Raw genomic sequence first — 25,501 nt, 5'->3', positions numbered from 1 at the left:
ATTAAACCTAGTACTTACTTATTTTGTTTCTGGGTTTCCATCTCTTCAAAAATTTCATTTAGATATTCCCATCTTTCTAATAAAAAATTCAATTCATCTTTTAATCTATTTTGATCTTCCAATAACTGTTGTAACTTTACAAAATCACTTCCACACTGGTTTATCTCTGTCTCTACTGTGGCAATATCTTCCTCTTTTTTTTCAATTTCATCATCTATTGTATCAAATTCTTTTTGCTCTTTAAATGTAAATTTTAATTTAGTTGGCTTTTCTTTACGATTTTTATTTTCATCATATTTCTTATCTTTGTTAGTACTTGATGTAGCAACTTCTTCTTCAGCCTTTATATCCCTATACTCTTTATAATCACTATAATTTCCTACAAGCTCTAAAATCTTTCCTTGTCCTTCAAAGCTAAAAATTCTATTGGCAATTCTATCTAGGAAGTATCTATCGTGGGATATAGCTATTACCGTACCATTAAATCTATCCAAATAGTCTTCCAGAATTGTTAAAGTCTGAATATCTAAGTCATTGGTTGGCTCATCTAAAAATAATACATTAGGTGCTTCCATTAGTATTCTTAGAAGATATAATCTTCTCTTCTCTCCACCAGACAATTTAGATATAAAACTATGTTGCATGGTTCCATCAAACAAAAAGTTTTCTAACATTTGGGATGCAGTAATTTTATTTCCATCATTTGTAGTTATATACTCGGCTATCTCTTTAATATACTCAAGAACTCTCATATTCCCATCTAATTCTATATTTTCTTGAGTAAAATATCCTATCTTAACAGTTTCACCCTGTATGACTTGCCCTTTATCTGGGTTTAATTTTCCACTTATAATATTTAATAAAGTAGTTTTTCCCATACCATTGTTTCCAATAACTCCTACCCGTTCTTCCTTTGTAAAGATATGACTAAAATCCTTTATAATTACCTTGTCTCCAAAGTCCTTGCTTATATTATAAAGCTCTAATATCTTCTTTCCTAACCTTGAACCAGCTGTATTTAAATCCATTCTATCTTCATCTATCTTGTAGGATGTTTCTTTTAACTCTTCAAACCTATCAATTCTTGCCTTTTGCTTAGTAGATCTAGCTTTAGCTCCTCTTTTTATCCAAGCTAACTCTTTTCTGTAGAGATTCTGTCTTTTACTTTCAAGAGCCTCCATAAGCTGCATTCTCTCTGCTTTCTTCTCTAAAAATACAGAATAATTTCCTTGATAAGAATAAAGTTCTCCCCTATCTAGTTCAAAGATCCTATTAGTAATCCTATCTAAGAAGTATCTATCGTGGGTTATCATTATAACCCCACCTTTTCTTTTCTGTAATAGCTCCTCCATATAATCAATTATTTCATTATCCATGTGGTTAGTAGGTTCATCCAATATTAAAAGATCGCAAGGAGTTATTAGCACATTACAAAGCCCTACTCTCTTTCTTTGACCTCCAGAGAGCTTTCCCATTTTAGCATCAAAATCCGTTATACCTAACTTTGTTAGTAATGCTTTTGCCTCACTTTCTATTTGCCAACCTCCTAATGCGTCAATTTTACTAGTAAGCTTAAATAACTGTTGTTGCAGCTTTGAATTATCACTATTGGTTTTTAGTTCTTCTAATACATGTTCATACTCTCTTAGTACTTCCATTATTTCCCCAGCACCATTAAAAACATGATCAATAATCCTATCCTCTGGATTAAACTCAATATGTTGAGGTAAATAAGATATGTTCAGTCCATTCATCTTTGTAATTGTACCAGAATCCTCTTGTTCTATTCCTGCAATTATTTTTAATAATGTAGACTTTCCAGCTCCATTTACACCAATTATTCCTACTTTATCTTCTGATGTTATGGTTAGTTTCACATCTGTTAATAATGATTTTTCACTATAACTCTTATATATATTTTCAAGTGTTATTAAATTCATATGTATCATCCTCTATTCTTAGCTATGTTTAATTATTTAATTTCTTTTTATAATATCTTCTATTTATAAAACCTTTCCTATGGACATTATACCTAATCGAGAAAGAAATAAAAACCTCTAGATACTATTATTATCTAAAGGTTTTTATTTAATATTTAATATTTATAGGGACTTTATACTATATCGCTAATCAAATTTATTCTAAAGAATATAACTTTCATAAAATAAAACTATAAGAAATGTGTTATACCGCTACATCTTCAGGCTCTTCTTTCTTTTTTTCACCTATAGTAGATAAATTAATTCCTAATCCTTTTTGTATTATTCTAATAATTGGAAGAGAAATTAAACCATCTACAACGTGATGAATTATAGTTCCTATTCCTGTTACAACAATTGATAAAACTATATTACCTGTAAATATAAGTACTACTAATCCTTCAAAAATTCCATGTATTGGTGCTGTAAAAGCTACAACTTTTCCATAAGACATTTTTTTCATAATCATTTTAGCTCCAATATAACCTACAACTATATGAGATGATGCTCTCATTGCCACAATTGGATCTGGTATAGCAAATAAAAAACCTATCACTGAACCAATTCCAACTACAGCAGCCTCAAAAGGTCCTAAGAACATAGCAATAAACATAGGTACGTGTGATGCCAAAGTTGCAGAGAATGGTGGTATATATACCTTAAGAAAAGGCCCAAATATTACTGGTATTATAATAGACATAGCTATTAATAATGAACTAATTACCATCTTTTTTAGATTTGTTTTCATTTTTATCCTCCTACCTATACTGTATATACATTAGTATATATCATAAAGTTACAGTTGTAAATAGAAAGTATCCATTATAAAAAAACAATGGATACTTTCTATTTAAATCAGTTATAAATTTGACCTTTTTTTTCTTTTAACGCTAATAATAACTTATCACATGTTACAGGTATGCTATACATTCTAACTCCTACTGCATCATATATGGCATTTAATATAGCTGGAGCTGTTGGTATCATTACAGGCTCTCCTATTCCTTTAGCTCCATAAGGACCTGATTCCTCAAATTCCTCCACAAAATAAGTATCTATATGTGGTACATCTTTACTGGTTGGTATTATATAATTTGAAAAATTTTTATTTTTTATAGAACCTTTTTCTATTTCTATTTCTTCCATAAGTGCATAACCTATTCCCATGGCAACTCCGCCTTGTGCCTGACCTTCTGCCGAAGCTGGATTTATTATTTTTCCTGCGTCATTTACAGCTATAACTTCAATTATGTCAACCTTGCCAGTTTCATCATCTACTTCAATAGTAACTTTTTGTGCTCCAAAGGTATAAGGCCAATAAGGATTACCTTCACCAGTTTCCATATCAATTTGTGAAGTTTCTGCTTTAAAATAACCTTCTGTCTTTACTGGAATTCCCTTTTCTTTCATTTGCTTATAAAGGAGCTTTATTTCTTCTTTATTAATACAGTTATCGTTTGATCTACTTAAACCTTTATTTAAATTACTTCTAAGTTTTTTACAAGCATCATATACAGCATTTCCTGTATTGTAAGTTTGTCTACTTGCTGCTGCAGTACCACTATCTTTTACAAAGCTAGTGTTATCATACATTACTTTAATTAGATTTTTATCTATATTTAATGTTTCTGTAGCAATTTGCCACATCACACTTATACCACCAGAACCTACATCTGAAACTTCCACATATACTACAATTTCACCATCTTCCCTAAGTTCTGCTGTTGCTCTTGATTCATCAGGAAACCCATTTCCATACCCAGTACCATAAAATATAGTAGCATACCCTACACCACGGTTCTTCATATCAATTTCACACCTTCTTTTAAATTTCTACTCCATCTAGGTCTGCAAGCTTTTCTATACATTTTTTAAGACCTACACTTGATTTTAACACTTGACCTGTAGCAGTTTTATCTCCTACTTTAAAAGCATTTATATATCTAAATTTTAGTGGGTGAATCCCAATCTTTTCAGCTAACATATCCATCTGACTTTCTGTAGCAATAGGACATTGTGTTGCTCCAAATCCTCTCATTGCCCCACTATATGGATTATTGGTATATACAGCCATGGCTCTTATATCTACATTTTGTATATTATATGGACCAGTAGCATGTACTGCGGCCTTTCTTAATACATTTATCCCCCATGAAGCATATGCACCAGTATCTCCATAGATTCTAGCTTTTAACGCACAAAGTTTACCATCTTCTCTCACCCCTGTTTTCAAAAAAATTTTCATAGGGTGTCTTTTACTATGGGATATAGTAGATTCTTCTCTATCATAAACTACCTTAACTGGTTTTTCAGTCAAATAAGCTGCAATTGCTGCGTGACATTGTGGATTAATATCTTCTCTACCTCCAAAGGCTCCACCAATAGTCATATTTCTAATTCTAACCTTTTCTTCCTCAATATTTAAGCATCTAGCTACCTCTTCTCTATCATAATGTGGATATTGAGTTGCAACATATACTTCTACCACTCCCTCTTCATCAACTCTGCTTACAGATGCCTCAGGCTGTAGAAAAGCATGTTCTACCATAGGAGTCTTATACCAGTTCTCTACTATATATTTAGCTTCCTCAAATCCATCATCAATATTCCCTTTTTTTATCTTTAAATCATAAAGTAAATTACTTTCTTCACCTAAAATTGGAGCATCTTCTTTTAAAGCATCCTCAATATTAAAAATGCCCTTAAACTCTTCATACTCTATTTTCACATTATTTAAAGCGTATTTTAAAGCTTCCTTATTTTTAGCAACTATTATAATTATGGGATCCCCTACTCTTTTAATTATATCTTTCACAAGAGTAGGAATATCCTTAAATACAACACCATGACTTATAGCTCCTGGTATCATAGTATAATCTATGACCATTTCCACATCTTCCATGGCTCTTATTTCTTCCATATTTATACTTTTAACTTTTCCATAGGGAATTGTACTTCTTTTTACTCCAGCATATAACATACCTTCAAATTCTAAATCGTCAGGATAAATCGATTTACCTAGTACTTTATTGTATACATCTGGCCTTATAAGTCCTCTTCCAACAGACTCCATTGCAACCTCTCCTCTAATTATTTTTCAACTTGCTTTGAGCTAAAATTATGCCTTGAACTATTTTGTCATAACCTGTACACCTGCAAAGGTTTCCTGAAATACTTTCCCTTATTTCCTCTTCAGTTGCATCTATGTTTTTATCTAGTATAGCTTTAGCACTTAGTATCATTCCTGGAGTACAATATCCGCATTGAACTGCTCCTACCTCCATAAAAGCTTCTTGAATGGGATGTATTCCGTTATTACTAATACCTTCTATAGTAATTATTTCGCAACCATCTAAAGTTGACGCTAGTAAAAGGCAAGAATTCATGATTTTACCATCTAGAATAACAGTGCAAGCACCACACTCTCCTTCTCCACACCCTTCCTTTGTTCCTTTTAGCTTAATTTCGTCCCTTATAAAATCTATTAGTCTCATCATACTATTTATATTTCTTTTATATTTAATTCCATTTATTTTTATATTTACTTCTACCACAACATACCTCTTTTCTATAATTCAAAATTATATCTACTGCTGTAAAGCGTTATCTAAGGCTCTTTTAAATACACCTTTAATTGCCTCCCTTTTAAAAGGCATAGTTTTCCTACCCTCAATGCTTTTCTCCACAATACTTTCTAAATATTCTAAAGCTTCTTCAGAATATAGCCATTTAATATCTTTTCCCAAAGACCTTTCTTCTAACTCTTTAGCCCTAAAGGGATATCTTCCAACTGCTCCAAGACATATATTTATAGCACAAATCCTATCTTTTTTTATTTCTAAATTTACAGCAGCACTTACTCTTGAAATGGCTAAAGAATTTCTTTTACCTAACTTGTAATAGCCACTTATGTTTTGTGTTTTAGGTATAATAATATGAGTTAATATTTCATTTTCTTTTAATCTCTCTTCTTTATAATTTTCAAAATATTCTTCGCAACTTACTCTTCTTATTGCTTCTTCTGATTCTATAAGTAATATTCCTCCTAAACTAATTATACAAGGTATTATATCAGCTGCTGATCCTCCATTAGCAATGTTACCTCCAACAGTGGCTACATTTCTAATTTGTGGTGATCCCATAGACATACTACAATTTAAAAGTAAATTACAGTAATCCTTTATAATATTATTTTCAATCAAATCACTAAAAGTCACCATAGCACCAATATATATTTCATCCTTATCATCTACTATTTTTTTCAAATCTGAAATTTTTTCTAAGGAAACTATGGATTCGCACTTTACTTTATTTCTTTTAAAGTCTAGAACTAAGTCTGTTCCCCCAGCTAACAGTTTAAGATTAGAATGATCTTTCATATATTCTTTAACTTCTTCTATAGTTTTAGGACTGTAAATTTTCAACACTTTTACGCTATACCCCCATTCATATATATTTATTCAATTTATTCATTTTATTCAAATTTATTACATATAATTTTTTAAAAAAATCTTCTATATTAAATATATAGAAGACTTATTTTACTGTAATGATATTATTTTATTTTGTTTTGTTGCATGCCGTTAATATCATCTCTTCTGCAACTTGAAAATAATCATCTAAATCAAATTTCCCTTCGTCGATTAAGTACTGTAATGAAGCCCCTAACATTAAGGATACCATTACGAAAGGAATATTTCTCATAGTTTTATCATCAATTCCTTCTTGTTCTTCTTTAGAAAAAGTCTCTTCTATACTCTTTCTCCAGATATTAAAGGTATTTTGAAATATAGTCCTTATCTCTTCATTTACAGTTCCTTGAACCCAATAATCAATTTGGGCATATTCCATCTTTTTATTTATTAAAATATCATCTTTTTTCTGTTCAAAGAACCCTTGAATATTTTCAGTAACAGTTTTAGCTTCAGTATCTATATAGTTCTTACGACCCTTAGAAAACTCCTCTTGTATGCTATTAAGTAATGCTACCATAATATCATTCTTAGTAGAGAAGTGATAGTGTAGGTTAGCTTGGCTCATATTAGCCTCCTTAGCAATTATATGCATACGAGTTCCACTAATTTTTTCCTTAGATACTACTTCAAGTGCCGCTTTAAGTATCCTCTTATCCACATCTTTTTCCATAATTAACCTTCTTTCTCACTTAACCCCAATTTCATCTAAAAGTATATAGTTTTTAATTTACCTATATGGCTCATCTATAATTTTTCCAGCCACATACCTTTTAATGATATTTTTAGGATTTCCTGTGTAAATAAATTTTTGTAATCTTTCTTGTATTGATAGTTTTTTGAAACTTTTTAATGAACTATCATCTATAACTAATGCATCAAATTCGTAACCTTTTTCAAAGCTACCAACCTTTCCAAAGAAACTTCCACTTCCCTTAGTTGCTAAATAAAACAATTCAGCTGTATTTAGTGGTGCTTCTTTTTTACCACTTTCAATCCATTTAATGTTTGATGCTTGTGCACTGTCTACCATTACGTTACACATAGACAAGCTATGTCCTCCTGATATGTCAGAAGCAAGTCCAATTGGTATTCCTTCATCTATAAATTTTCTAATTGGAGCTATACCACTTGCTAAATTGGAGTTTGAATTTGGACTATGAGCTACAAACACTTTATTTTGCCTAAGCATTTCTATTTCTTCATCTTCAAGTAATACGCAGTGAGCCATAATTGTTGGTTGATTACCAAGAAGCCCTGCATCTTTATAAATACTGGCATAATTTTTATACTCTGGATGCAAGGATTTTACAAATTCTATTTCATCTTTATTTTCACTTAAGTGTGACTGTACTGGTATTTTATATTTTTCAGCTAAGTCACCTAATCCTCTTAATAATTTCGTAGTACAAGTTGGGACAAATCTAGGAGTTATAATTGGTTTTACACGTTCATACTTATCCCCATATGCATTTATAAAGTTTTCCGTATCTTCAATAGATTTTACTGAATCTTCTCTTAAAAATTCCGGACAATTTCTATCCATATTTACCTTTCCTACATAAGCACCGAGACCTGAATGGTTTAAGATATCCATTAAGAGCTTTGTTGAATCTAGATGTACTGTGGCAAATATACAACTTCTAGTAGTTCCATTTTTCCAAAGTTCTCTTGCTAAACTAGTGTATACATCTTTTGCATAGGTTGTATCCCAATACTTTTCTTCCTCTGGAAAAGTATATGTCTCTAACCATGGCATTAATTCCTTGTCTAATCCTAACCCTAAATTAGGAAATTGAGGTCCATGAAGGTGCAAATCAACAAAACCAGGAATAATTAATTTATCTCCATAATCTGTTACTAATGCGTTTTTAAGTTCTTCTGGTAATACTTCATATACTCCCTTTATTATCTTATTCACTAGTACCACATACCCATTTTCGATTATTTCATATTCTCCAAAGTTTTTGGTAAAAATAATGTTTCCTTTTATTGCTTTAATCTGGCTCATCACATTCCTCCTTAATTAAATTATCATATTCAAACTATAATTTAATCTTTCTACCTAGTGAACTCTTTTTTTCTTATTTCGTATAAAATGTATCTTCTAGAGGTAAATTAGTTCGGAATTTATGATCTAGCATATAGTAAGCTCCTTGAATTGCCGGCGCTGTTGGGATAGATGTTATTTCTCCTATCCCTTTTGCCCCATAGGCTAAATCACTAGTATTCTTTTCTATTATTATAGGTAATATCTTAGGAACTGCTGGAGCTCTAAATAAACCTAAAGTTCCAAATTTAGCTATAGGTATGCAATTATTAAGTGGATAATCCTCTGTTAAAGCATATCCTAAACTCATAACAACTCCCCCCTCAATTTGTCCTTCCACGTTTATAGGATTAATTGCTCTTCCCACATCATGAGCAGCAACTATCTCTTTAAGTTTACCATTTTTATCAAGTATTGCAAGTTGAGTTGCATACCCATAGGCTACATGACTAACAGGATTTTCCTTTGGAGAATTTATAGGGTCTGTTATTCCCCTGTATTCTCCATAAAATTCTCTATCATTTAATAAATTCAAAACCTTATCTGTATTATTTAAGAGCCATTTTCTAATTATACTACGCTCTATGCAACTTTCTTTTGCATGGTTTATTAATTTTTCTTCACTATATTGCTTCATCACTTCTTCCATAAACTTCATCGTAGCAATCCTAACAGCCTCTCCTGTAAACAAAGTCTGTCTTGAAGCTGTAGTTGTTCCTGAATTAGGTGAATCAAAGGTATCAGGAAAACCTATTGCAACTTTATTGGGTGATAATCCAGTAATTTCACAAATGATCTGTGTCATTATAGTACCTATGCCTTGACCTATACAAGCTGCACTAGTTCTCACATTAATAACTCCATCTTTTATGACTAAGTTACACCTACCTATATCAGGAAGTCCAACTCCTATTCCACTATTTTTCATACAGCAAGCAATTCCTACAATTTCATTTCCATAATATTCATCTTTTACAGCTAGTAACGTTTCTTTAATTGCTGTACCTGAATCAGCTATCTGACCATTAGTTAGTATATCTCCTGGTTCTACAGCATTTCTATATCTAATTTCCCAGCTTGATATGCCAACCTTTTTGGCTAAAAGATTTAAGTTACATTCCCCTGCAAATACAGATTGAGTTACCCCAAATCCTCTAAAAGCTCCTGCTGGTGGATTATTAGTATAAACTGCTGTGCCAGTGATATCAACATTATCACATCTGTATGGTCCTGCTGCATGGGTACATGCCCTTTGTAATACTGGTCCTCCTAAAGATGCATATGCTCCAGTATCGGCAACTATATTAGCTATAAAAGCTGTTAATTTTCCTTCTTCATCACATGCTGTAGTTACTTCAATTTCCATAGCATGTCTTTTGGGGTGAATCATTATGCTTTCTTTCCTACTTAAAGTAATCTTCACAGGCATTTTTATAATATATGCTAGTAAAGCTGCATGATGTTGAACACTCATATCCTCTTTTCCACCAAAGCCACCTCCAACATATTTACTAATACACCTTATTTTTTTCTTAGGCAGCCCTAATAGTTCTGATATTTCTCTTTGCTCATCATAAATTCCTTGGGAGCCAGTATAAACTAGCACTCCATCTCCATCCGGCATTGCCAAAGCACTTTCCGGTTCCAAAAAAGCATGCTCTGTGAATGGAGTTGAATAAGAATTAGTAACTATATATTTAGAGTTTTTTAATGCATCCTCAATATTACCTCTTCTAACTCTTTCATTTCTATATATATTTCCTTCAGGATGAATTCTTGGAGCATCATATCTCATAGCCACTTCAGGTTTCGTTAGTGGTACAAGCTCTTCATATTCTACTTCTATAAGCTGTAAAATTTCCATTAAAGCCTTTTTTGATTTTGCAGCCACTAGTGCTATAGCATCTCCCACGTATCTAGTTTCTTCTCCCACTGCTATTAAAGCTGGCCAATCCTTTGAAATATGTCCAATATATCTATTCCCAGGTATATCCTTTGCTGTTAATATAGTTATAACATTAGGATGATTTAGAGCTTTATCTATATTAATTTTTTTAACCAGTGCTCTTGGATATTTTGTTCTTAATGCGGAACCATATACAAGCCCATCAACCTTCATATCATCAACATATATAGCAGTTCCCAAAATTTTATCCATAGCATCAATTCTTGTTAACGATTTTCCTATAGAACCGTTTCGTTCTAAATCAAAATTTAGTTTTCCCTGCAGAAAAATTTGTGCTGCTAATTCAATTGCTTCTATTATCTTTACATAGCCTGTGCATCTGCATACATTTCCTTTAATAGCTGCTTTTATCTTATCTTTAGATGGATTTAAATTTCTATTAAATAATCCCTTAGCACTAATCACCATGCCTGGAATACAAAATCCACACTGAACTGCACCAACCTTTGAAAAAGACCATGAAAATACTTGTTTTTCGAATTCTGATAAACCCTCAACAGTTTGTACTTCTTTGCCATTAATTTTTTCAAGAGTATTTATGCACGCCCTTCCTTGAACTCCATTTATTAAAACCATACAAGCTCCACAAGCACCTTCTCCACATCCATTTTTAACTGATGTTAAATTTGCTTCTTCCCTTAAGTATTCAAGCAAGTTCATATTTTCTTCAAATGAAATATTTTTTCCGTTTAGCACAAACTCATACATAAATTTCCTCCTAATAATTTACTAATGTATAAATTCACCAACATATTATATAGCTGAATAGGACCCATCAAATATAATATAAACTCAGGGTCCTAGCATATTTAAATTATAATGTATGCTTGATTACAAGGCTATAAAATTTACTTTTATTTCTTATAAGTTTTTAACTTTTTCATTAAATTTCTCTATTAATTTATCTAATTCTGGTGCCATTTTATGAAGTCTTCCCCAATAATTATCATAGTCATACCATTGAGCATTTAATTCATTTAATTCATATTGCTGTTGTTCTATCCATGTATAATATTTCAAATTATGAATTCTCTTCTTAGCCGCATAAGTTAGCTCTTCCATAGAATCTGTTTTTATACCTATAATACTTCTGTTGTAATCAACCATAGCATCCTTTTCTTCATATTTATGACCCCTATTTTTTTCCATTTCTTCAAGTCTAGATTGATACATTTCTGCTGAGTCTGTAAGAACAGTTAATACCATATCATTTTCGTCAAGCTCATAGTATTTTGCAAATTTTATTGCAGATATTATATTGGCTGCTCCAGAAATACCTATCCATGTAAGCTTTTCTATAACTTCTTCTGACACTCCAATGGATCTTAAATATTGTTGACCAACCGGTTCATTGAATAGTCTAAACATAGCTAAGCTATCATTGTCATCTATAGCGATAACCATATCTGTATTTTTTACATTATGAATCCAAGGTACATGCTTATCTCCTATACCTTCAATTCTATGATCACCAAAACCATTATTTAAAAGTGTTGGACATTGAAGGGCTTCCCCAACTGCAAGTTTAGCTCCTGGATATTTATCTTTAATGAAATCTCCGCTTCCTAAGGTACCTGCTGAACCTGAAGTTAAGCAAATACCAGCTACTTTTCCATTATCTCCTTTTTCATGTTCTATTATGGAAACCATGGCATTACCAGTTACTTCATAATGCCAAAGATGATTTCCAAGTTCTCCAAATTGATTAAATATAACAACATTATCTCTAGTTCTTCTGAGTTCCCAAGTCTTATCATAGATCTCTTTAACATTACTTTCACATCCTGGAGTTGCAATTACTTCTCCAGCTATGCTCTTAAGCCAATTAAAACGCTCTTTACTCATATTCTGAGGTAGAATAGCGATTGATTTACACCCTAGTAATGTTGAGTTATAAGCCCCTCCTCGGCAGTAATTTCCAGTTGATGGCCAAACAGCTTCATGAAACTTTGGATCAAATTGCCCTGTTACTAGTCTTGGTACAAGACAAGCATAGCTTGCTCCAACTTTATGAGCTCCTATAGGAAAAAACTTTCCTGACATAGCAAAAATCCTAGCTTTAACTCCTGATATTTCTTGTGGTATTTCTATATAATTAGGTAATGTGTTATATAAACCGCCTTCTTTAATTGGCTGATTATACCAAGATATTCTAAATAAGTTGATTGGATCAATATCCCAAAGGCCAGTTTCGGCAAGTTTATTTTTAATCTCTTCTGGTATTTTATTTGGATCCTTCATTTGAGCAATAGTAGGAATAATTATATTTCTCTCTTTTGCACTCTCTGCTGTTTTTAGAATTTGATCCTCATTAACTTCTAAATCTATTAATTTATGCATTTTATATCCTCCTCAAAATCTTTATAAAGGAATTCATTATCATTTAGGACAAACATTTTAAATATTCAATCAATTTATTCATATCCGGCTTTATTAAAGCTGGCTTATTAACTGCTTGTTGAGCTGATTTTATATCCTTAAGACCACTACCAGAAACTACAATAATCACCGTTTCATCTTCTCTTATTTGGTCTAGTTCAACTAATTTTTTAAGTCCAGCAAAACTAGTTACTCCTGCTGGTTCCCCAAATACTCCAGTCTGCCTTGCTAAGGTTGTTATTGCACTTAAAATTTCTTCATCACTGACATCAATAGCAATCCCATTGCTTTCCTCAAGAGCATTTAAAGCTTTATATCCATTTCTCGGAACTCCTACAGATATACTATCTGCAATAGTTACTGGTGGTATATAACTAAATGCTCTTATTCCATTTCTATAAGCTCTATTAACTGGATTAGCTCCTTCTGCTTGTACTGATACCATTGTTGGAAGCCGATCTATTAAACCTAGTTCATAAAATTCCTTAAACCCTTTCCATACACTAGATATGGAACATCCATCCCCCACAGACATAATTACTTTGTCTGGCACCTTAAAGTTTAATTGCTCGCATATTTCAAAAGCAGCAGTTTTTTTCCCTTCTGCTAAGTAAGGATTTATGGCACAACTTCTGTTATACCAACCAAAATGATTCACAGCTTCTAAACAAAATCCAAATGCTACATCATAATCACCATCTACTAAAATTACATCACTTCCAAATACTAGAAGTTGTGTTAGTTTTGCCTCTGGAATGTTTTTAGGAACAAATATATAGTTTTTTATTCCCATACAAGCTGCAAATCCTGAAAGAGAAGAAGCTGCATTGCCTGTAGATGCTGCACACATAATATCTTTTTTTAGCTCTATTGCTTTGGCCACACCAATAGCTGTAGCTCTATCCTTAAAGGATGCTGTAGGATTCCTACCTTCATCCTTTACATATACATTCTTTATATTTAATAACTTTTCTAATCTATTAGCTTTATAAAGTGGTGTTCCTCCTATTTGTAAAGGTGTTATACCTTCTCTAGATTCCAGAGGAAGAATAGGAGTATATCTCCAAATATTCTTATCTTCATTTTCTTTTAGATGTTCCTTAGTTAATTCCTTTTTAACTAAGTCCATATTATAAATTACATCTAGTGTTCCTTCTATGCCACAGTCTGGGCAGTGATACATTACTTCTTCTCCAACTTTCTTACCACATTTAGAACATACTAATCCCTTAACTTTTTCCATAATCTCACCTCAGTTTTATTGACTTAACCTCTAAAAATCCTTCTCCTTCGTCGAATGAATAAGTGCGACTAACCAAATCATAGTTTTGGAGTTGTATTAAATGAAACTCCTTCTCCTTCGTCGAATGAGTAAGTGCGACTAACCAAATCATAGATTTGGAGTTGTATTAAATGAAACTCCTTCTCCTTCGTCGAATGAGTAAGTGCGACTAACCAAATCATAGATTTGGAGTCTTACTTACAGTATTCTTTTACGTAGGTAATTGGAATTAAAGCATACATAGCTGCACATTTTACAAGTTCATCTTTCCAGGTTAATTCATTTGGTGCATGAGCTTGATCTTCATGGCCTGGACCAAAACCAACACAAGGTATACCATACCTTCCCATTATAGATACTGCATTAGTCGAAAATGTCCACTTATCTACTAATGGATCTTCCTTAAACAACCCTTTATAAGAATCTATTAAAGTTTTACAAGCTGGATGTGATTCTTCAAGAACCCAAGTTGGAAAATAGCACTCTGTTGGATAGATAAGTCCTGTATAGGCAGGTCTTTCATAGGTATACATTTCTACTTTAGCCTTAGCCTCTTTAACTGAAGGTAATTCTCTTATTTGATCTAAAGCGTATTCCCAAGTCTCCCCATTAGTAAGTCTTCTGTCTATGGAAACAGTACAACCATCAGCTACTGCACATCTAGAAGGTGAAGAAAAGAATATTTCTGAAACTGTTAAAGTTCCTTTTCCTAAGAATGGATCATCTATTAATCTTTTATTTAACTCTTTTAATTCATTAAGAATAGGACCCATTTTGAATATCGCATTATCTCCTCTTTCTGGAGCTGAACCATGACAACTAATTCCATGAGTTGTCACTTTTATTTCCATTCGCCCTCTGTGCCCTCTATAAATATTAGTTGAAGTTGGTTCAGTTATTACTACAAATTCTGGTTTTATCTTGTCTTCATTTATAATATATTGCCAGCATAATCCATCACAATCTTCTTCCTGTACAGTACCTGTAACTATTAGAGTGTAATCATCTTCTAAATTTAAATCTTTGATTATCTTACCTGCATAAACCATTGAAGCCATTCCACCTTCTTGATCAGAACCACCTCTACCATAAATAACTTCATCATCTTCATAACCCTCATATGGATCATTAGTCCAATTATTTATATCTCCAATTCCAACAGTATCAATATGAGCATCCATAGCAATTACATGTTTGCCATGTCCTATATAACCTAGTATATTTCCCATCTTGTCTATTTCTACTTTGTCAAAACCTACTTTTTCCATTTCCTCTTTGATTCTTAAAACTACTCTCTCTTCATCACAACTTTCACTAGGAATAGCTATCATGTCTCTTAAGAACCTTGTCATATCAGCCTTATAGTTTTTTGCTAACTTCAGTATTTCTTCTTGGCATGTAATTTCTGACATATTTAAATCCCCCTTTAAATATAAATATATTTTATTTTTCAACCATTATTTGAATAATTTAAATACTTACTAACTAATTAATTAGTTAATTCAAATAAAAACCTATATAATTCAATACAATTAACCTGCATTATAATCTAATTTATTGATATTACTAAATAAGTTTAGTAATACCAATAAACTAGAAACTTTTATTTAGTTTGCTACAGATAAAAAGGGTATAATAGATTGAAAGTATAATATTCCTTCTAGAACTGATCCACCTATAGTTCTTGACTTATCAGAAATAGTATTGCAATTACTGATCTCATCATGCCTTGGATCTACATCTGCAATTTTTAACCCCTTTGTAACATAAGTGTTATCTCTAATAATGCCTCTTAGCACTCCATCAATTTTAGCTTTTACTTCTAAATCATCTATTAGTGCTATAGTTTCATTAGCTTTAACTATATCTCCTATTTGTCTTATATTCTTAATTTTTCCTTCATAAGAACTATAAATTACTCTTTCCTTTGCATAACCACATATAGATCCTGGTACTCCTGTATCCTCTAAAGCATATCCATCAAATATTAATCTTCCCAAACTATGTCCTCTCATGGTCTCTACTACTACATTTACATCTATACCTGCTTTAAATCCAGGGCCTAATGCAATGGTTATAGGTGCCATATCTATAGTGGTACCTAAATTTTTTTTCGCTAAAATTGCATCAACTACAGCAATAGGTTTAACTGTTTCAATGAGCTTTCCATATCTATCAACAGCTACCGAAATATATCCCATATCCCAAGCTTCTAGTATTTCATCATAGGTTCTAACAAGAACACCCTTCATACCTTCAATTGTTGTTTCACCATCAAATACTGCTTCACTAAAAGATACATTTCTTCTAATACTAGAAGGTATCTCTATCTCAAGTACTAGGACTTTAAATCCACTTCTATGAAGTTTTTGTATAGTACCTGAGGCAATATCGCCTCCACCTCTTACAATTATTCTATTATTTATCACCAAATCGTCCCCTTGCTTAATGATAATTTGATTGTAATAATTCTATATAATCCTTTTCTGTATCAATATCCCAAAGAAAATATTCTTCATCTACTTCCACAAAAAATATATTATCCTCATGATTTTTTAAAATAGTTTTTCCGCCCAAATCTCCATTAAGTGCTAAAAGTTCATTTCGATACTTCCATGGAAATATTACAGGATTTCCTCTTCTACCTTTATAAATTGGTACAATAAACTTATCTTGATTTTTTTCAAATTCTTCGATAAGTTTATTTATAAGACTCTCATTTAAAAAAGGTTGATCCCCTGTAATAAAAGCATATCCAGATATTTTAGATGCAGCTTTCAACCCAAGTTTTATAGATTGACTTTGTCCCATATATGCCTGGGAGTTTTTAACTACTTTTAAATCTCTAGTCTGAGCTAACTCTGCTATTGTTTCATTGCCAGTTACTACAATTTTATCTTCTAAATTACTTTTATTTACTGCATCTAAAACATATTCTATTAGATATTTACCCTTATACTTTAATAGTAATTTATACCTTCCCATCCTAGTACTACGGCCTGATGCCATAACAATCCCAGTTACCACATTGAATCCCCCTTAAAGCTTTTCTGTAGATTCTTCATATATAACCCTATATGTTTTATTTAATAAACTTCCAATAAGTATTCCGTCTAATAACTTTAATTCTTTATTTTTTATTGTTATATATTCTATTAGATTTTCTAACTTCTTAAAGTCCTCTTCTTCTACCTTATTTATAAATAAAATTCTTCTACCTTTGGAGTTTTTAAATAATCCTTCTTTTTTAAATATTAAAGCTAGCAAATCTTCTTCATTTATACTATCTCCTACGCTTTTATTTGTAAGTTTTAAAAACTCATCAATCCTATGAATATTTCCATCAAGGATTTTTAAATTTAAGGCTTCTCCGCTTAAAACTCCTATTGTTGTACTAGTAAAATTACTTACTACTGGCTCATCTTCCTTCCAAGCTTTTAAAGTTTTTTCTTTTGCTCCATCAGATTCTATTAAAATATAATCATAATTGTTAAGTATATTAGAAATACTTTTATCATCAATTCCAATTACTTTATTTTCTCCATTAACACTAGAACCATAAACATGAATTTCACCATCTGGTTCCTTTGTTTTACTTATATTTCCACAGTATACATATACTATATTTCCATTTAGAATATACTTACTTTCTTCATCAATATGATCTCCAAAGCTGTCCTTTAGAATTAAACAATTGTATTGATTTCTTTTAGGTAGATATATTTTAGTTGTTGTTGTTATAAGAACTCTTCCTCTTTTTTTCAACTCTTCTGCTAGGATAAACATAAGAGTGGTCTTTCCTCCAGCTCCTACTATAGATATTTTTTCTCCTTTAGTAACAGTAAGAACATTTAAAATGTCCACCCTTTTTCACTCCTTTTTAAAACCTCTTCCAAACCTCCGCTGCTAGTTCTCTACTTCTAGCCCTAATTCTTTCCTCATCTAAATTAACCAGTTTTCTATTCATCATTATAATCTTCCCATTTACAATAGTAGTTTCAACATGTCTCCCACTTATTCCAAATAGAATGTGACTATCTATATTACCTTTATATATGGGTGTTGGAGGATTATAGTCAACAATTATAACGTCAGCTAATGCACCTTCTTTTATAATTCCTATGGAGTTATCTATAAATCTTTCAGTTATAAATCTATTACCTTTGAAAAGCATTTGTGGTAATTCTACCCAAGCTACCGTTGAGTCCTTAGCTTCATGCCTTTGAATAGTACTTCCAGTTTTATAAGACTCTAAAATATCAGAGGTGTATCCATCTGTTCCCAACCCCAACAATATTTGTTTTTTAGTCATTTTTAAGATTTGTGATGTTCCCACTGCATTACCCATATTAGATTGAGGATTATTAACTACTATGGAATTCTTTTCTTTCAGCATATCCATTTCCTCATCAGTTATGTGTACACAATGAATAGCCATAGTTTTATCAGAAAGAACGCCTCTTTTATACCATCTTTCAATTACGCCTACACCATACTTTTCCATAGAATCTTGTACATCTTCAATTCCCTCAGCACAGTGTACATGGAATCCTGTATTTAAACCCTCTATGGCTGTTAGGCATCTCTCTACAGTATTTTCACTAATAGTCATAGATGCATGAAGTCCAAATAATCCCTTTATCATATCATCCTTTTCTCTATTACAATACTTTATAAATTCAATATTTTCTTCAATACTTTGCTTTACTACGTTCTTCCCATCTCTATCAGAAGTTTCATAACTCAGATTACTTCTAATACCTACCTCCTTAGCTGCATCCGCAATAGTAAATAAACTCCCCCTTAAACCATATGGACTGGAATGATGATCAAAGGAAGTTGTTACACCATTTTTAATTTGATCTATCATTGGAACTATTGCACTATAGTATACATCCTCTAGGGTTAACTTTTTATCTAATCTCCACCATAATCCCTTCAATATATCTAAAAAACATTTTGCTGGAGGACTATCATTAGCAATTCCTCTAGCAAAGGTACTGTAATAATGCATATGTGTATTTATAAAACCCGGCATTATTAATTTTCCTCTTGCATCAATGAATTTATAGTCTAGATATTTTTCTTTTATTTTTTTTGTAATTCCTACTTCTAAAATTTTATCTTTTTCTATAACTATACATCCATCATCTATAATTGTGTTTAAATCATCTCTGGTTACAACTATCCCATTACCTACTAGTAGCATTCACACTCCCCCTATGGATTAAATAATTTAACCTTAATTAAATACTTCTAGATTATATATTTATACCTGTTTACACAAGTTTCTATAATAGATTTCATTTCCTTGGAGATTGATTCTGAGTTATTTTCTTCAATACACCAATTATAAATTTCACCTTTTTCATCCCTAACTTTAAAAATACCTTTAATAGAATCTATTACACAGAAACCTGAATTGCTACTGTTTTCAAAATCTTCCTCACTCCAAAATATAGTAGTTTTATCTTTGTAAGGATTGCCTTTATATGGACAAAATACTCCACAATTTCCACATTCATTACACATACCATCTAAATGTATAATTTGATGACCTTCTATAGGACCTTCTTTAATATCTATAAACACATTTGCTCTATTAGGACAAACATCTACGCATATTTCACAAATATTATTGCATTTAAGACATCTGATAGCCTCTTCCTTGGAAGGTATTGTTTCAAGTAGTACACCCTTTCTTTCATAAGATTTCTTAAGTTCATATCCACAAGTATTTTCCTCAACCCTAAGGAAATCACAAGGCATATTTTCTTTTTTTAAAATGTCCCTAGTTATAATTTTCCCATGAGACAATGCTTCTACTATAGTACCTGGACCACTTTTAGCATCTCCAGCTACATATACGTTAGATATATTAGTTTCACATTTACTGTTTACTTCAGGAAGTCCTTTAGAATTTATATCTATACCAAGACTTTTAAATAATTCTGAATCTATTTTTTCTCCAACAGCTGCTATAACTGTAGTCGCATTGATATTTTCATATTTTCCTATGGGAATTGGACTTTTTCTACCTGATTTATCTTGTTCTCCTAAAATCATTCTTTCACATACAAGAATATTATCTTCTAATGCTACAGGGGATAATAACGCTTTAAATTCAATGCCTTCTTCAATAGCTAATTTAATTTCTTCTCTCCTAGCAGGCATTAAATCTTTAGTTCTCCTATATATAATAGTTACCTTTTCAACTCCATTAACTCTTTTGGCAGCACGAGATACATCCATGGCTACGTCCCCTCCACCAATAACACATACATGGGTTCCTAGTTTTATATCCTCACTGTTTTCTTTAAAATCTTCTAAGAATTCAATAGCATTTAAGACTCTATCATTACCTTTTTTAAGTGAAATACACGCTGGCTTCCAAGCTCCAGTTGCTAGGACAACATAATGAAAATTTTTCCTTAGAACATTTAAATCAACCTGTTCAGCTACATCAAAATTTATCTTAACTCCATGGCTTTTTACCATTTTAAAATCCTGTTCTAAAGCTAAACTATCTATCCTGAAACTTGGAATTACATAATTTATAATCCCATATGGTTTATTTCTTTTTTCAAACACTTCTACACTAATACCATTTCTTCTAAGATACATGGCTGTAGATAAACCTGCTACTCCTGCTCCTATGATAGCTACCTTTTTATGACTTTTTATTGGGCTTGGCTTTATATTCTTTATATATATGTCCTCAGCATTATCCACGGCTATTTTTTTCATTCTTCTAATTTCTAAGGAACTATCATAATCTAGTCTAGTACATTTATTTTGACAGTTATGATTACATAAAGTTCCTGTTATAGCTGGTGCTGCATTATCACTAACTATTACTTGAAAAGCTTCATCATATTTTCCTTCTCCCACAAGCTCTATATACTTTGGAATCTGTTGTTCAATGGGACAGCCTTCACTACAAGGTGAAATTGTACAATCATATATTGGTAAGTCCTTATATATTTTTCTACTTTTAACTCCCCTTGCTTTCTTAAGGTGGTGCTTATCATCAATTGATTCCTTTGCTAGTATTTTTAGTAATTGCATATCAATTGTTGACTTTCTATTAGAAATAAGTGGTTCTACCTTTTTAGCTATCTGGTTAATTCTTTCATAACCACCTGGTTTTAATATTGTAGTAGCAAAAGTTATTGGACATATTCCTGTTTCAAATATCTTATCTACATTAAAGAATTCAGCTCCACCAGAATATGAAATATATAATTTTCCTTCAAATTCCTCTGAAAGGTTACTTGCTAAATTAATAGATAAAGGATATAAGGACCTACCTGACATGTACATCTCTTCTCCTGGTAGTTCTTCATTTAATATCCTTACCGGAAGAGTATTGGTAAGTTTTACTCCTATCTCCATACTTTCCATTTCAGCTACAGCTTTTAATTTTTTTATCATTTTTATTCCATCATCGTATTGCAGATCATTTTTAAAATGATGTGAATTTAGTTTTATATATTCATAACCCATTTTATTAAGAGTTTTTCTTACAAACGCTTCACCAAGCAATGTAGGATTCATCTTTACAAAGGTATGAAGATGTTTTTCTTTTAATAAATAAGTAGCAATTCTTTCTATTTCTTGTGGAGGACATCCATGTAGAGTTGATAGCGTAATTGAATTACACACCCTTGATGAAATTTTATATAAATCTTCAATTGAAAATCTATAAAATTTTTCTATATTATTCTCCAACACTTGAATAGATTCCTTCCATATTTTTGTATCTTGTGAATTTTTCAAATTTTCTATGTAGGAATCTATTTTATCTGATTTTATTCCCTCAAAATCATATCCTACACTCATGTTAAAAACAAAGTCTCTTTCTACGCTTAAGTTAAGTTCCTTCATTAAAACATGCAATATAATCCAAGCTTTCACATATTCCTCATAAGCTTCTTCTACAGTTAGTTCTGTAGACCACTCTACGTTATAGCATTCATCCTCAGCATTAATACATGGCTTTAACACTGGAAGATCTTCTCCATCAATAATCTGGACTGTCTTTAACTCAATAAATCTACTACCAGTAAGATATGCTGCTATAATATTTTGAGCTAATTGTGAACTAGGACCTGCTGCTGGTCCAATTGGTAGGCCTAACTTCTCTCCTAAAAAAGGGATAGTGTTATTAGGGATTCCATAGTAAAACTTATCCTTATGAATTCCAAAAATACTATCTTTAGTTTTTAGTTCAGTAAAAATCCAGTTAATGAGTTTTTCAAAACTTATTGGGCGTATTTTGTCACTCATATTTACTCCCCCTATAATTCATAAGTTACTTAAAAGCATTATATACCCTTAAGTAAATACATAATTTAATTAATCTATTTACTCTTTATTTTTCTATAAATCTCGGCTTATCTTCTTCCAGCAATTTCTCAAAAACAGATATAGGATCCTTAACTTTACTTAAGAACATCATGGCAGCAATAATATATGGTTTATATCCAGCTTCACGATATAGTAATTCACGGTAACGATTAAATACAGATTCTCCTACTTCTCCAATTTCACAACTTACACCTGTTATATCCGCTGGTAAACAATGAAGATATAATGCTTTACCATCCTTAGTAAGCTCCATCATTTTTTCATTGCATTCCCAATCCTTATATCTAGCATTTTCTTTCAACAATTCTTTTTCAAGTTCATCAATACCTGCTATATCCCTCTTTGAATATAGTTCTGTACGTTTTTCCATAGCTTCAAATGGTGCCCAGCTCTTTGGATAAACTATATCTGCGTTTTCGAAGGCTTCTTTCATAGAATTAGTCTTTGTAAAGCTTCCACCATTTTTCTCTACATTTACCTTAGCAACTTCTTCTACTTCAGGAAGTACATCATATCCTTCTGGATGTGCTAATACAACTTCCATTCCCATTCTTGTCATAAGTCCAATAACTCCTTGCGGAACCGAGAGTGGTTTTCCATAAGAAGGTGAATAAGCCCAAGTCATAGCTAATTTTTTACCTTTTAAATTTTCCACTCCACCAAAATAGTGAATCAAGTGTAATAAATCTGCCATACATTGAGTTGGATGGTCTATATCACATTGTAAATTAATCAGAGTTGGACGTTGTTCTAATACTCCATCAGTGTAACCTTCCTGAACAGCATTAGAAACTTCTTTCATATAAGCATTACCCTTTCCTATAAACATATCATCTCTAATTCCAATTATGTCTGCCATAAAAGAAATCATATTTGCAGTTTCACGGACAGTTTCTCCATGAGCAATTTGAGATTTTCCTTCATCGAGATCTTGTACCTCTAGCCCTAATAAATTACACGCACTAGCAAAACTAAATCTAGTTCTAGTAGAATTGTCTCTAAATACCGAAATACCTAATCCACTATCAAATATTTTCGTCGATATATTATTTTCTCTCATTGTACGAAGAATATCAGCAACAACAAATACTGATTCTAATTCTTCGTTACTTTTTTCCCATGTTAAGAAAAAATCATTATTATACATCTCCCTGAAATCTAGTTTTTTAAGTCTCTCCATAAGGGTTTTAATATTCTCCACAAAATCCACTCCTCAATTTATTAATCTCCTATTCCAAAATAAATTTATACTTATATTTTTCAAATTCGTCACAATTTACCTTTACTGACTAATTAATCAAATTATAACTCCCATTACATTTAATGTCAATATTCAAACCAGATAATTAAAACTTTTCTATTTATTTCATGTAAATTTATTGCATTTTATCCTCTTAATTGGTAAAATTTAAATAATTTAAATTTATTCATTTCAAGCTTAAATTATTTTATTATCTTAATATTTATTCATATCCTTATTATACTTATTCATAAACTATAGTTAAGTATATATTTTTTCTTTATTTTTTATATTAACTGGTTAGTAAAATATTTATAGCACTTCATGCATTATGCATAAGATATAATTATAAATTTAGAGGGGGAATTAAATTGCAAACAACTAACGCTCCAAAGAAATCGCTTCTTAGAATTAAACTAGATGACAAACCACCTATGAAACAAACTTTAATTCTTGCATTTCAAGCAATTTTTGCATGTTTCAGTGGTATAGTAGCAGTTCCACTAGTAGTAGCTGGTGCACTAGGATTAAAAATATCTGATACATCATTTCTGGTTTCATGTGCCCTATTTGCTTCTGGTCTTACAACACTTATTCAAGCTAAAGGTATTGGACCCATAGGAAGCAAGCTTCCATTTATCATGGGTACCTCCTTTGCTTTTGTAAGTCCGGCTATTGCCATCGGTAGCACTTATAACGGCAATATGACTTTAGGTATTGCTACCATATGTACAGCTACAATGGTAGGTGCCTTACTAGAAGTAATTCTAAGCTTTTTTATTAACCATGTTAAAAAAATTTTTCCACCACTTGTTACTGGTACTGTTGTTACTATGATAGGTATCACTATCATTCCTGTTGGAATTGATTGGTTAGCTGGAGGCTCTGGAAACCCAAACTATGGAGATCCTAAATTTTTATTGCTTGGTGCTATTGTCCTAATTATTATTATAATTACCAATCAATCTAAAAATACTTTTATAAGTTCTTGCTCAATATTTATAGGTATATTATGTGGATATTTATTAGCTATTCCTTTCAACTTATTAGATACTACTCCAATATCTGCTGCATCTTGGATTTCTATTCCTAGACCTCTTAAATTCGGAATTAAATTCTCTATACCAGCGATTATTAGTTTTTTAGCTGTTTATCTAGCAACTACTGTAGAAACTGTAGGTGATACTCTAGCTATTGGCGAGGCATGTGAAATTGAGGTTTCTAACAACCAACTTTCTGGAGGTGTACTTTGTGATGGCCTTGGATCAATTCTAGCTGGATTTTTTAACTCTACTGCAAATACATCCTTTAGCCAATGTACTGGCCTTATAAATGTTACAGGAGTTGCTAGTAGGTTTGTTATAATTATAGCTGGAATAATATTATCTATAATGGGTCTGATACCAAAATTTGCTTCTTTAATATCAATTATGCCTAGTCCAGTTCTTGGAGCTGCTGGTATAGTTATGTTCGGTTCTATTGCTTGTTCTGGTATTAAAATTCTAGGCAAAGTTGATATGACTAGAAGGAACATTTTTGTAATTGGGATATCTTTTGCTTTAGGTGTAGGTGTCATTGTTAGACCTGAAGCTCTTAGTATGTTCCCAGAATCCTTACAAATAATCTTTGGTTCTGGTGTAACAACTGCAACTATATTTGCTGTAATATTAAATTTAATCTTACCTAGCGATAAGTCTCAAAAACCTGTTATTAAAACTAAATCTGGTATGTCTTTAAGCAAATAACTACTTTGTATTCCCCAA

At 31.7% G+C, this 25,501-nt stretch carries 19 protein-coding genes; 1 reads left to right on the top strand and 18 read right to left on the bottom strand.

Annotation, left to right across the window (positions count from 1 at the left end; translation table 11 throughout):
• Nucleotides 1-14: 14 nt before the first annotated feature.
• The 18 genes from ACTNBA_RS08920 to ygeW form a co-directional block, all read right to left on the bottom strand.
• Nucleotides 15-1,940, bottom strand: coding sequence for an ABC-F family ATP-binding cassette domain-containing protein (locus ACTNBA_RS08920; protein WP_441073490.1), 1,926 nt, complete (start codon nt 1,938-1,940; stop codon nt 15-17).
• A 244-nt stretch (nt 1,941-2,184) separates the two neighbouring features.
• Complete coding sequence (locus ACTNBA_RS08915; RefSeq protein WP_346899622.1) at nt 2,185-2,727, bottom strand: ECF transporter S component; 543 nt, start codon at nt 2,725-2,727, stop codon at nt 2,185-2,187.
• Nucleotides 2,728-2,834: 107 nt separating this feature from the next.
• Nucleotides 2,835-3,785, bottom strand: a complete 951-nt coding sequence (locus tag ACTNBA_RS08910; protein ID WP_441073489.1) for a xanthine dehydrogenase family protein molybdopterin-binding subunit — start codon at nt 3,783-3,785, stop codon at nt 2,835-2,837.
• A gap of 19 nt (nt 3,786-3,804) precedes the next feature.
• Nucleotides 3,805-5,052, bottom strand: a complete 1,248-nt coding sequence (locus ACTNBA_RS08905; RefSeq protein ID WP_441073487.1) for a xanthine dehydrogenase family protein molybdopterin-binding subunit — start codon at nt 5,050-5,052, stop codon at nt 3,805-3,807.
• A gap of 13 nt (nt 5,053-5,065) precedes the next feature.
• On the bottom strand, nt 5,066-5,533 hold the full coding sequence (locus ACTNBA_RS08900; RefSeq protein ID WP_441073485.1) for a (2Fe-2S)-binding protein: 468 nt from the start codon (nt 5,531-5,533) through the stop codon (nt 5,066-5,068).
• Nucleotides 5,534-5,566: 33 nt separating this feature from the next.
• Nucleotides 5,567-6,406, bottom strand: coding sequence for an FAD binding domain-containing protein (locus ACTNBA_RS08895; protein WP_346879194.1), 840 nt, complete (start codon nt 6,404-6,406; stop codon nt 5,567-5,569).
• 133 nt (nt 6,407-6,539) lie between these two features.
• Complete coding sequence (locus tag ACTNBA_RS08890) at nt 6,540-7,124, bottom strand: TetR/AcrR family transcriptional regulator (protein ID WP_346880000.1); 585 nt, start codon at nt 7,122-7,124, stop codon at nt 6,540-6,542.
• Between the two features lie 57 nt (nt 7,125-7,181).
• Nucleotides 7,182-8,462: a guanine deaminase gene (guaD, locus tag ACTNBA_RS08885; protein ID WP_441073483.1), complete on the bottom strand. Its 1,281-nt coding sequence runs from the start codon at nt 8,460-8,462 to the stop codon at nt 7,182-7,184.
• A 73-nt stretch (nt 8,463-8,535) separates the two neighbouring features.
• Nucleotides 8,536-11,175, bottom strand: a complete 2,640-nt coding sequence (gene xdh, locus ACTNBA_RS08880) for a selenium-dependent xanthine dehydrogenase (protein WP_441073481.1) — start codon at nt 11,173-11,175, stop codon at nt 8,536-8,538.
• A gap of 153 nt (nt 11,176-11,328) precedes the next feature.
• Nucleotides 11,329-12,807: a pyridoxal-phosphate dependent enzyme gene (locus ACTNBA_RS08875; RefSeq protein WP_441073479.1), complete on the bottom strand. Its 1,479-nt coding sequence runs from the start codon at nt 12,805-12,807 to the stop codon at nt 11,329-11,331.
• Between the two features lie 43 nt (nt 12,808-12,850).
• Nucleotides 12,851-14,089, bottom strand: a complete 1,239-nt coding sequence (locus tag ACTNBA_RS08870) for a threonine synthase (RefSeq protein ID WP_441073477.1) — start codon at nt 14,087-14,089, stop codon at nt 12,851-12,853.
• 233 nt (nt 14,090-14,322) lie between these two features.
• Nucleotides 14,323-15,540 carry a YgeY family selenium metabolism-linked hydrolase gene (locus tag ACTNBA_RS08865; protein WP_441073476.1) on the bottom strand — a complete coding sequence of 406 codons (1,218 nt, stop codon included), beginning with the start codon at nt 15,538-15,540 and terminating at the stop codon, nt 14,323-14,325.
• Between the two features lie 195 nt (nt 15,541-15,735).
• Entirely contained in the window at nt 15,736-16,557 is an 822-nt protein-coding gene (yqeB, locus tag ACTNBA_RS08860) for a selenium-dependent molybdenum cofactor biosynthesis protein YqeB (RefSeq protein ID WP_441073474.1), read from the bottom strand.
• A 16-nt stretch (nt 16,558-16,573) separates the two neighbouring features.
• Nucleotides 16,574-17,155 (bottom strand): molybdenum cofactor cytidylyltransferase, encoded by a 582-nt coding sequence (mocA, locus tag ACTNBA_RS08855; protein WP_035133615.1) that lies wholly within the window; start codon nt 17,153-17,155, stop codon nt 16,574-16,576.
• Between the two features lie 12 nt (nt 17,156-17,167).
• Nucleotides 17,168-17,992 (bottom strand): selenium cofactor biosynthesis protein YqeC, encoded by an 825-nt coding sequence (gene yqeC, locus ACTNBA_RS08850; RefSeq protein WP_441073472.1) that lies wholly within the window; start codon nt 17,990-17,992, stop codon nt 17,168-17,170.
• Between the two features lie 16 nt (nt 17,993-18,008).
• Entirely contained in the window at nt 18,009-19,337 is a 1,329-nt protein-coding gene (ssnA, locus tag ACTNBA_RS08845; RefSeq protein ID WP_441073470.1) for a putative aminohydrolase SsnA, read from the bottom strand.
• A gap of 47 nt (nt 19,338-19,384) precedes the next feature.
• Nucleotides 19,385-22,417 (bottom strand): putative selenate reductase subunit YgfK, encoded by a 3,033-nt coding sequence (gene ygfK / locus ACTNBA_RS08840; RefSeq protein WP_441073469.1) that lies wholly within the window; start codon nt 22,415-22,417, stop codon nt 19,385-19,387.
• A gap of 85 nt (nt 22,418-22,502) precedes the next feature.
• Nucleotides 22,503-23,699: a knotted carbamoyltransferase YgeW gene (gene ygeW, locus ACTNBA_RS08835; RefSeq protein ID WP_035133622.1), complete on the bottom strand. Its 1,197-nt coding sequence runs from the start codon at nt 23,697-23,699 to the stop codon at nt 22,503-22,505.
• A 410-nt stretch (nt 23,700-24,109) separates the two neighbouring features.
• Here ygeW and ACTNBA_RS08830 point away from each other — a divergent pair, with 410 nt between their 5' ends.
• Complete coding sequence (locus tag ACTNBA_RS08830; RefSeq protein ID WP_441073467.1) at nt 24,110-25,483, top strand: uracil-xanthine permease family protein; 1,374 nt, start codon at nt 24,110-24,112, stop codon at nt 25,481-25,483.
• Nucleotides 25,484-25,501 lie beyond the last annotated feature (18 nt).

Origin of the sequence: Clostridium sulfidigenes (assembly GCF_052067195.1) — a bacterium.
GTDB lineage: Bacteria > Bacillota > Clostridia > Clostridiales > Clostridiaceae > Clostridium_J > Clostridium_J sulfidigenes.
Note: the sequence above shows the minus strand (reverse complement) of the source record. Positions and strands in the feature narration are given on the sequence as shown.

What these genes read in the sequence shown, in the direction of transcription:
- ACTNBA_RS08910 (WP_441073489.1), bottom strand. Translation starts at nt 3,785, where the DNA reads ATGAAGAACCGTGGTGTAGGGTATGCTACTATATTTTATGGTACTGGG.
- ACTNBA_RS08890 (WP_346880000.1), bottom strand. Translation starts at nt 7,124, where the DNA reads ATGGAAAAAGATGTGGATAAGAGGATACTTAAAGCGGCACTTGAAGTA.
- ACTNBA_RS08920 (WP_441073490.1), bottom strand. Translation starts at nt 1,940, where the DNA reads ATGAATTTAATAACACTTGAAAATATATATAAGAGTTATAGTGAAAAA.
- ssnA (WP_441073470.1), bottom strand. Translation starts at nt 19,337, where the DNA reads ATGCTACTAGTAGGTAATGGGATAGTTGTAACCAGAGATGATTTAAAC.
- ACTNBA_RS08915 (WP_346899622.1), bottom strand. Translation starts at nt 2,727, where the DNA reads ATGAAAACAAATCTAAAAAAGATGGTAATTAGTTCATTATTAATAGCT.
- ACTNBA_RS08875 (WP_441073479.1), bottom strand. Translation starts at nt 12,807, where the DNA reads ATGCATAAATTAATAGATTTAGAAGTTAATGAGGATCAAATTCTAAAA.
- ACTNBA_RS08870 (WP_441073477.1), bottom strand. Translation starts at nt 14,089, where the DNA reads ATGGAAAAAGTTAAGGGATTAGTATGTTCTAAATGTGGTAAGAAAGTT.
- guaD (WP_441073483.1), bottom strand. Translation starts at nt 8,462, where the DNA reads ATGAGCCAGATTAAAGCAATAAAAGGAAACATTATTTTTACCAAAAAC.
- xdh (WP_441073481.1), bottom strand. Translation starts at nt 11,175, where the DNA reads ATGTATGAGTTTGTGCTAAACGGAAAAAATATTTCATTTGAAGAAAAT.
- ACTNBA_RS08865 (WP_441073476.1), bottom strand. Translation starts at nt 15,540, where the DNA reads ATGTCAGAAATTACATGCCAAGAAGAAATACTGAAGTTAGCAAAAAAC.
- ACTNBA_RS08905 (WP_441073487.1), bottom strand. Translation starts at nt 5,052, where the DNA reads ATGGAGTCTGTTGGAAGAGGACTTATAAGGCCAGATGTATACAATAAA.
- ygfK (WP_441073469.1), bottom strand. Translation starts at nt 22,417, where the DNA reads ATGAGTGACAAAATACGCCCAATAAGTTTTGAAAAACTCATTAACTGG.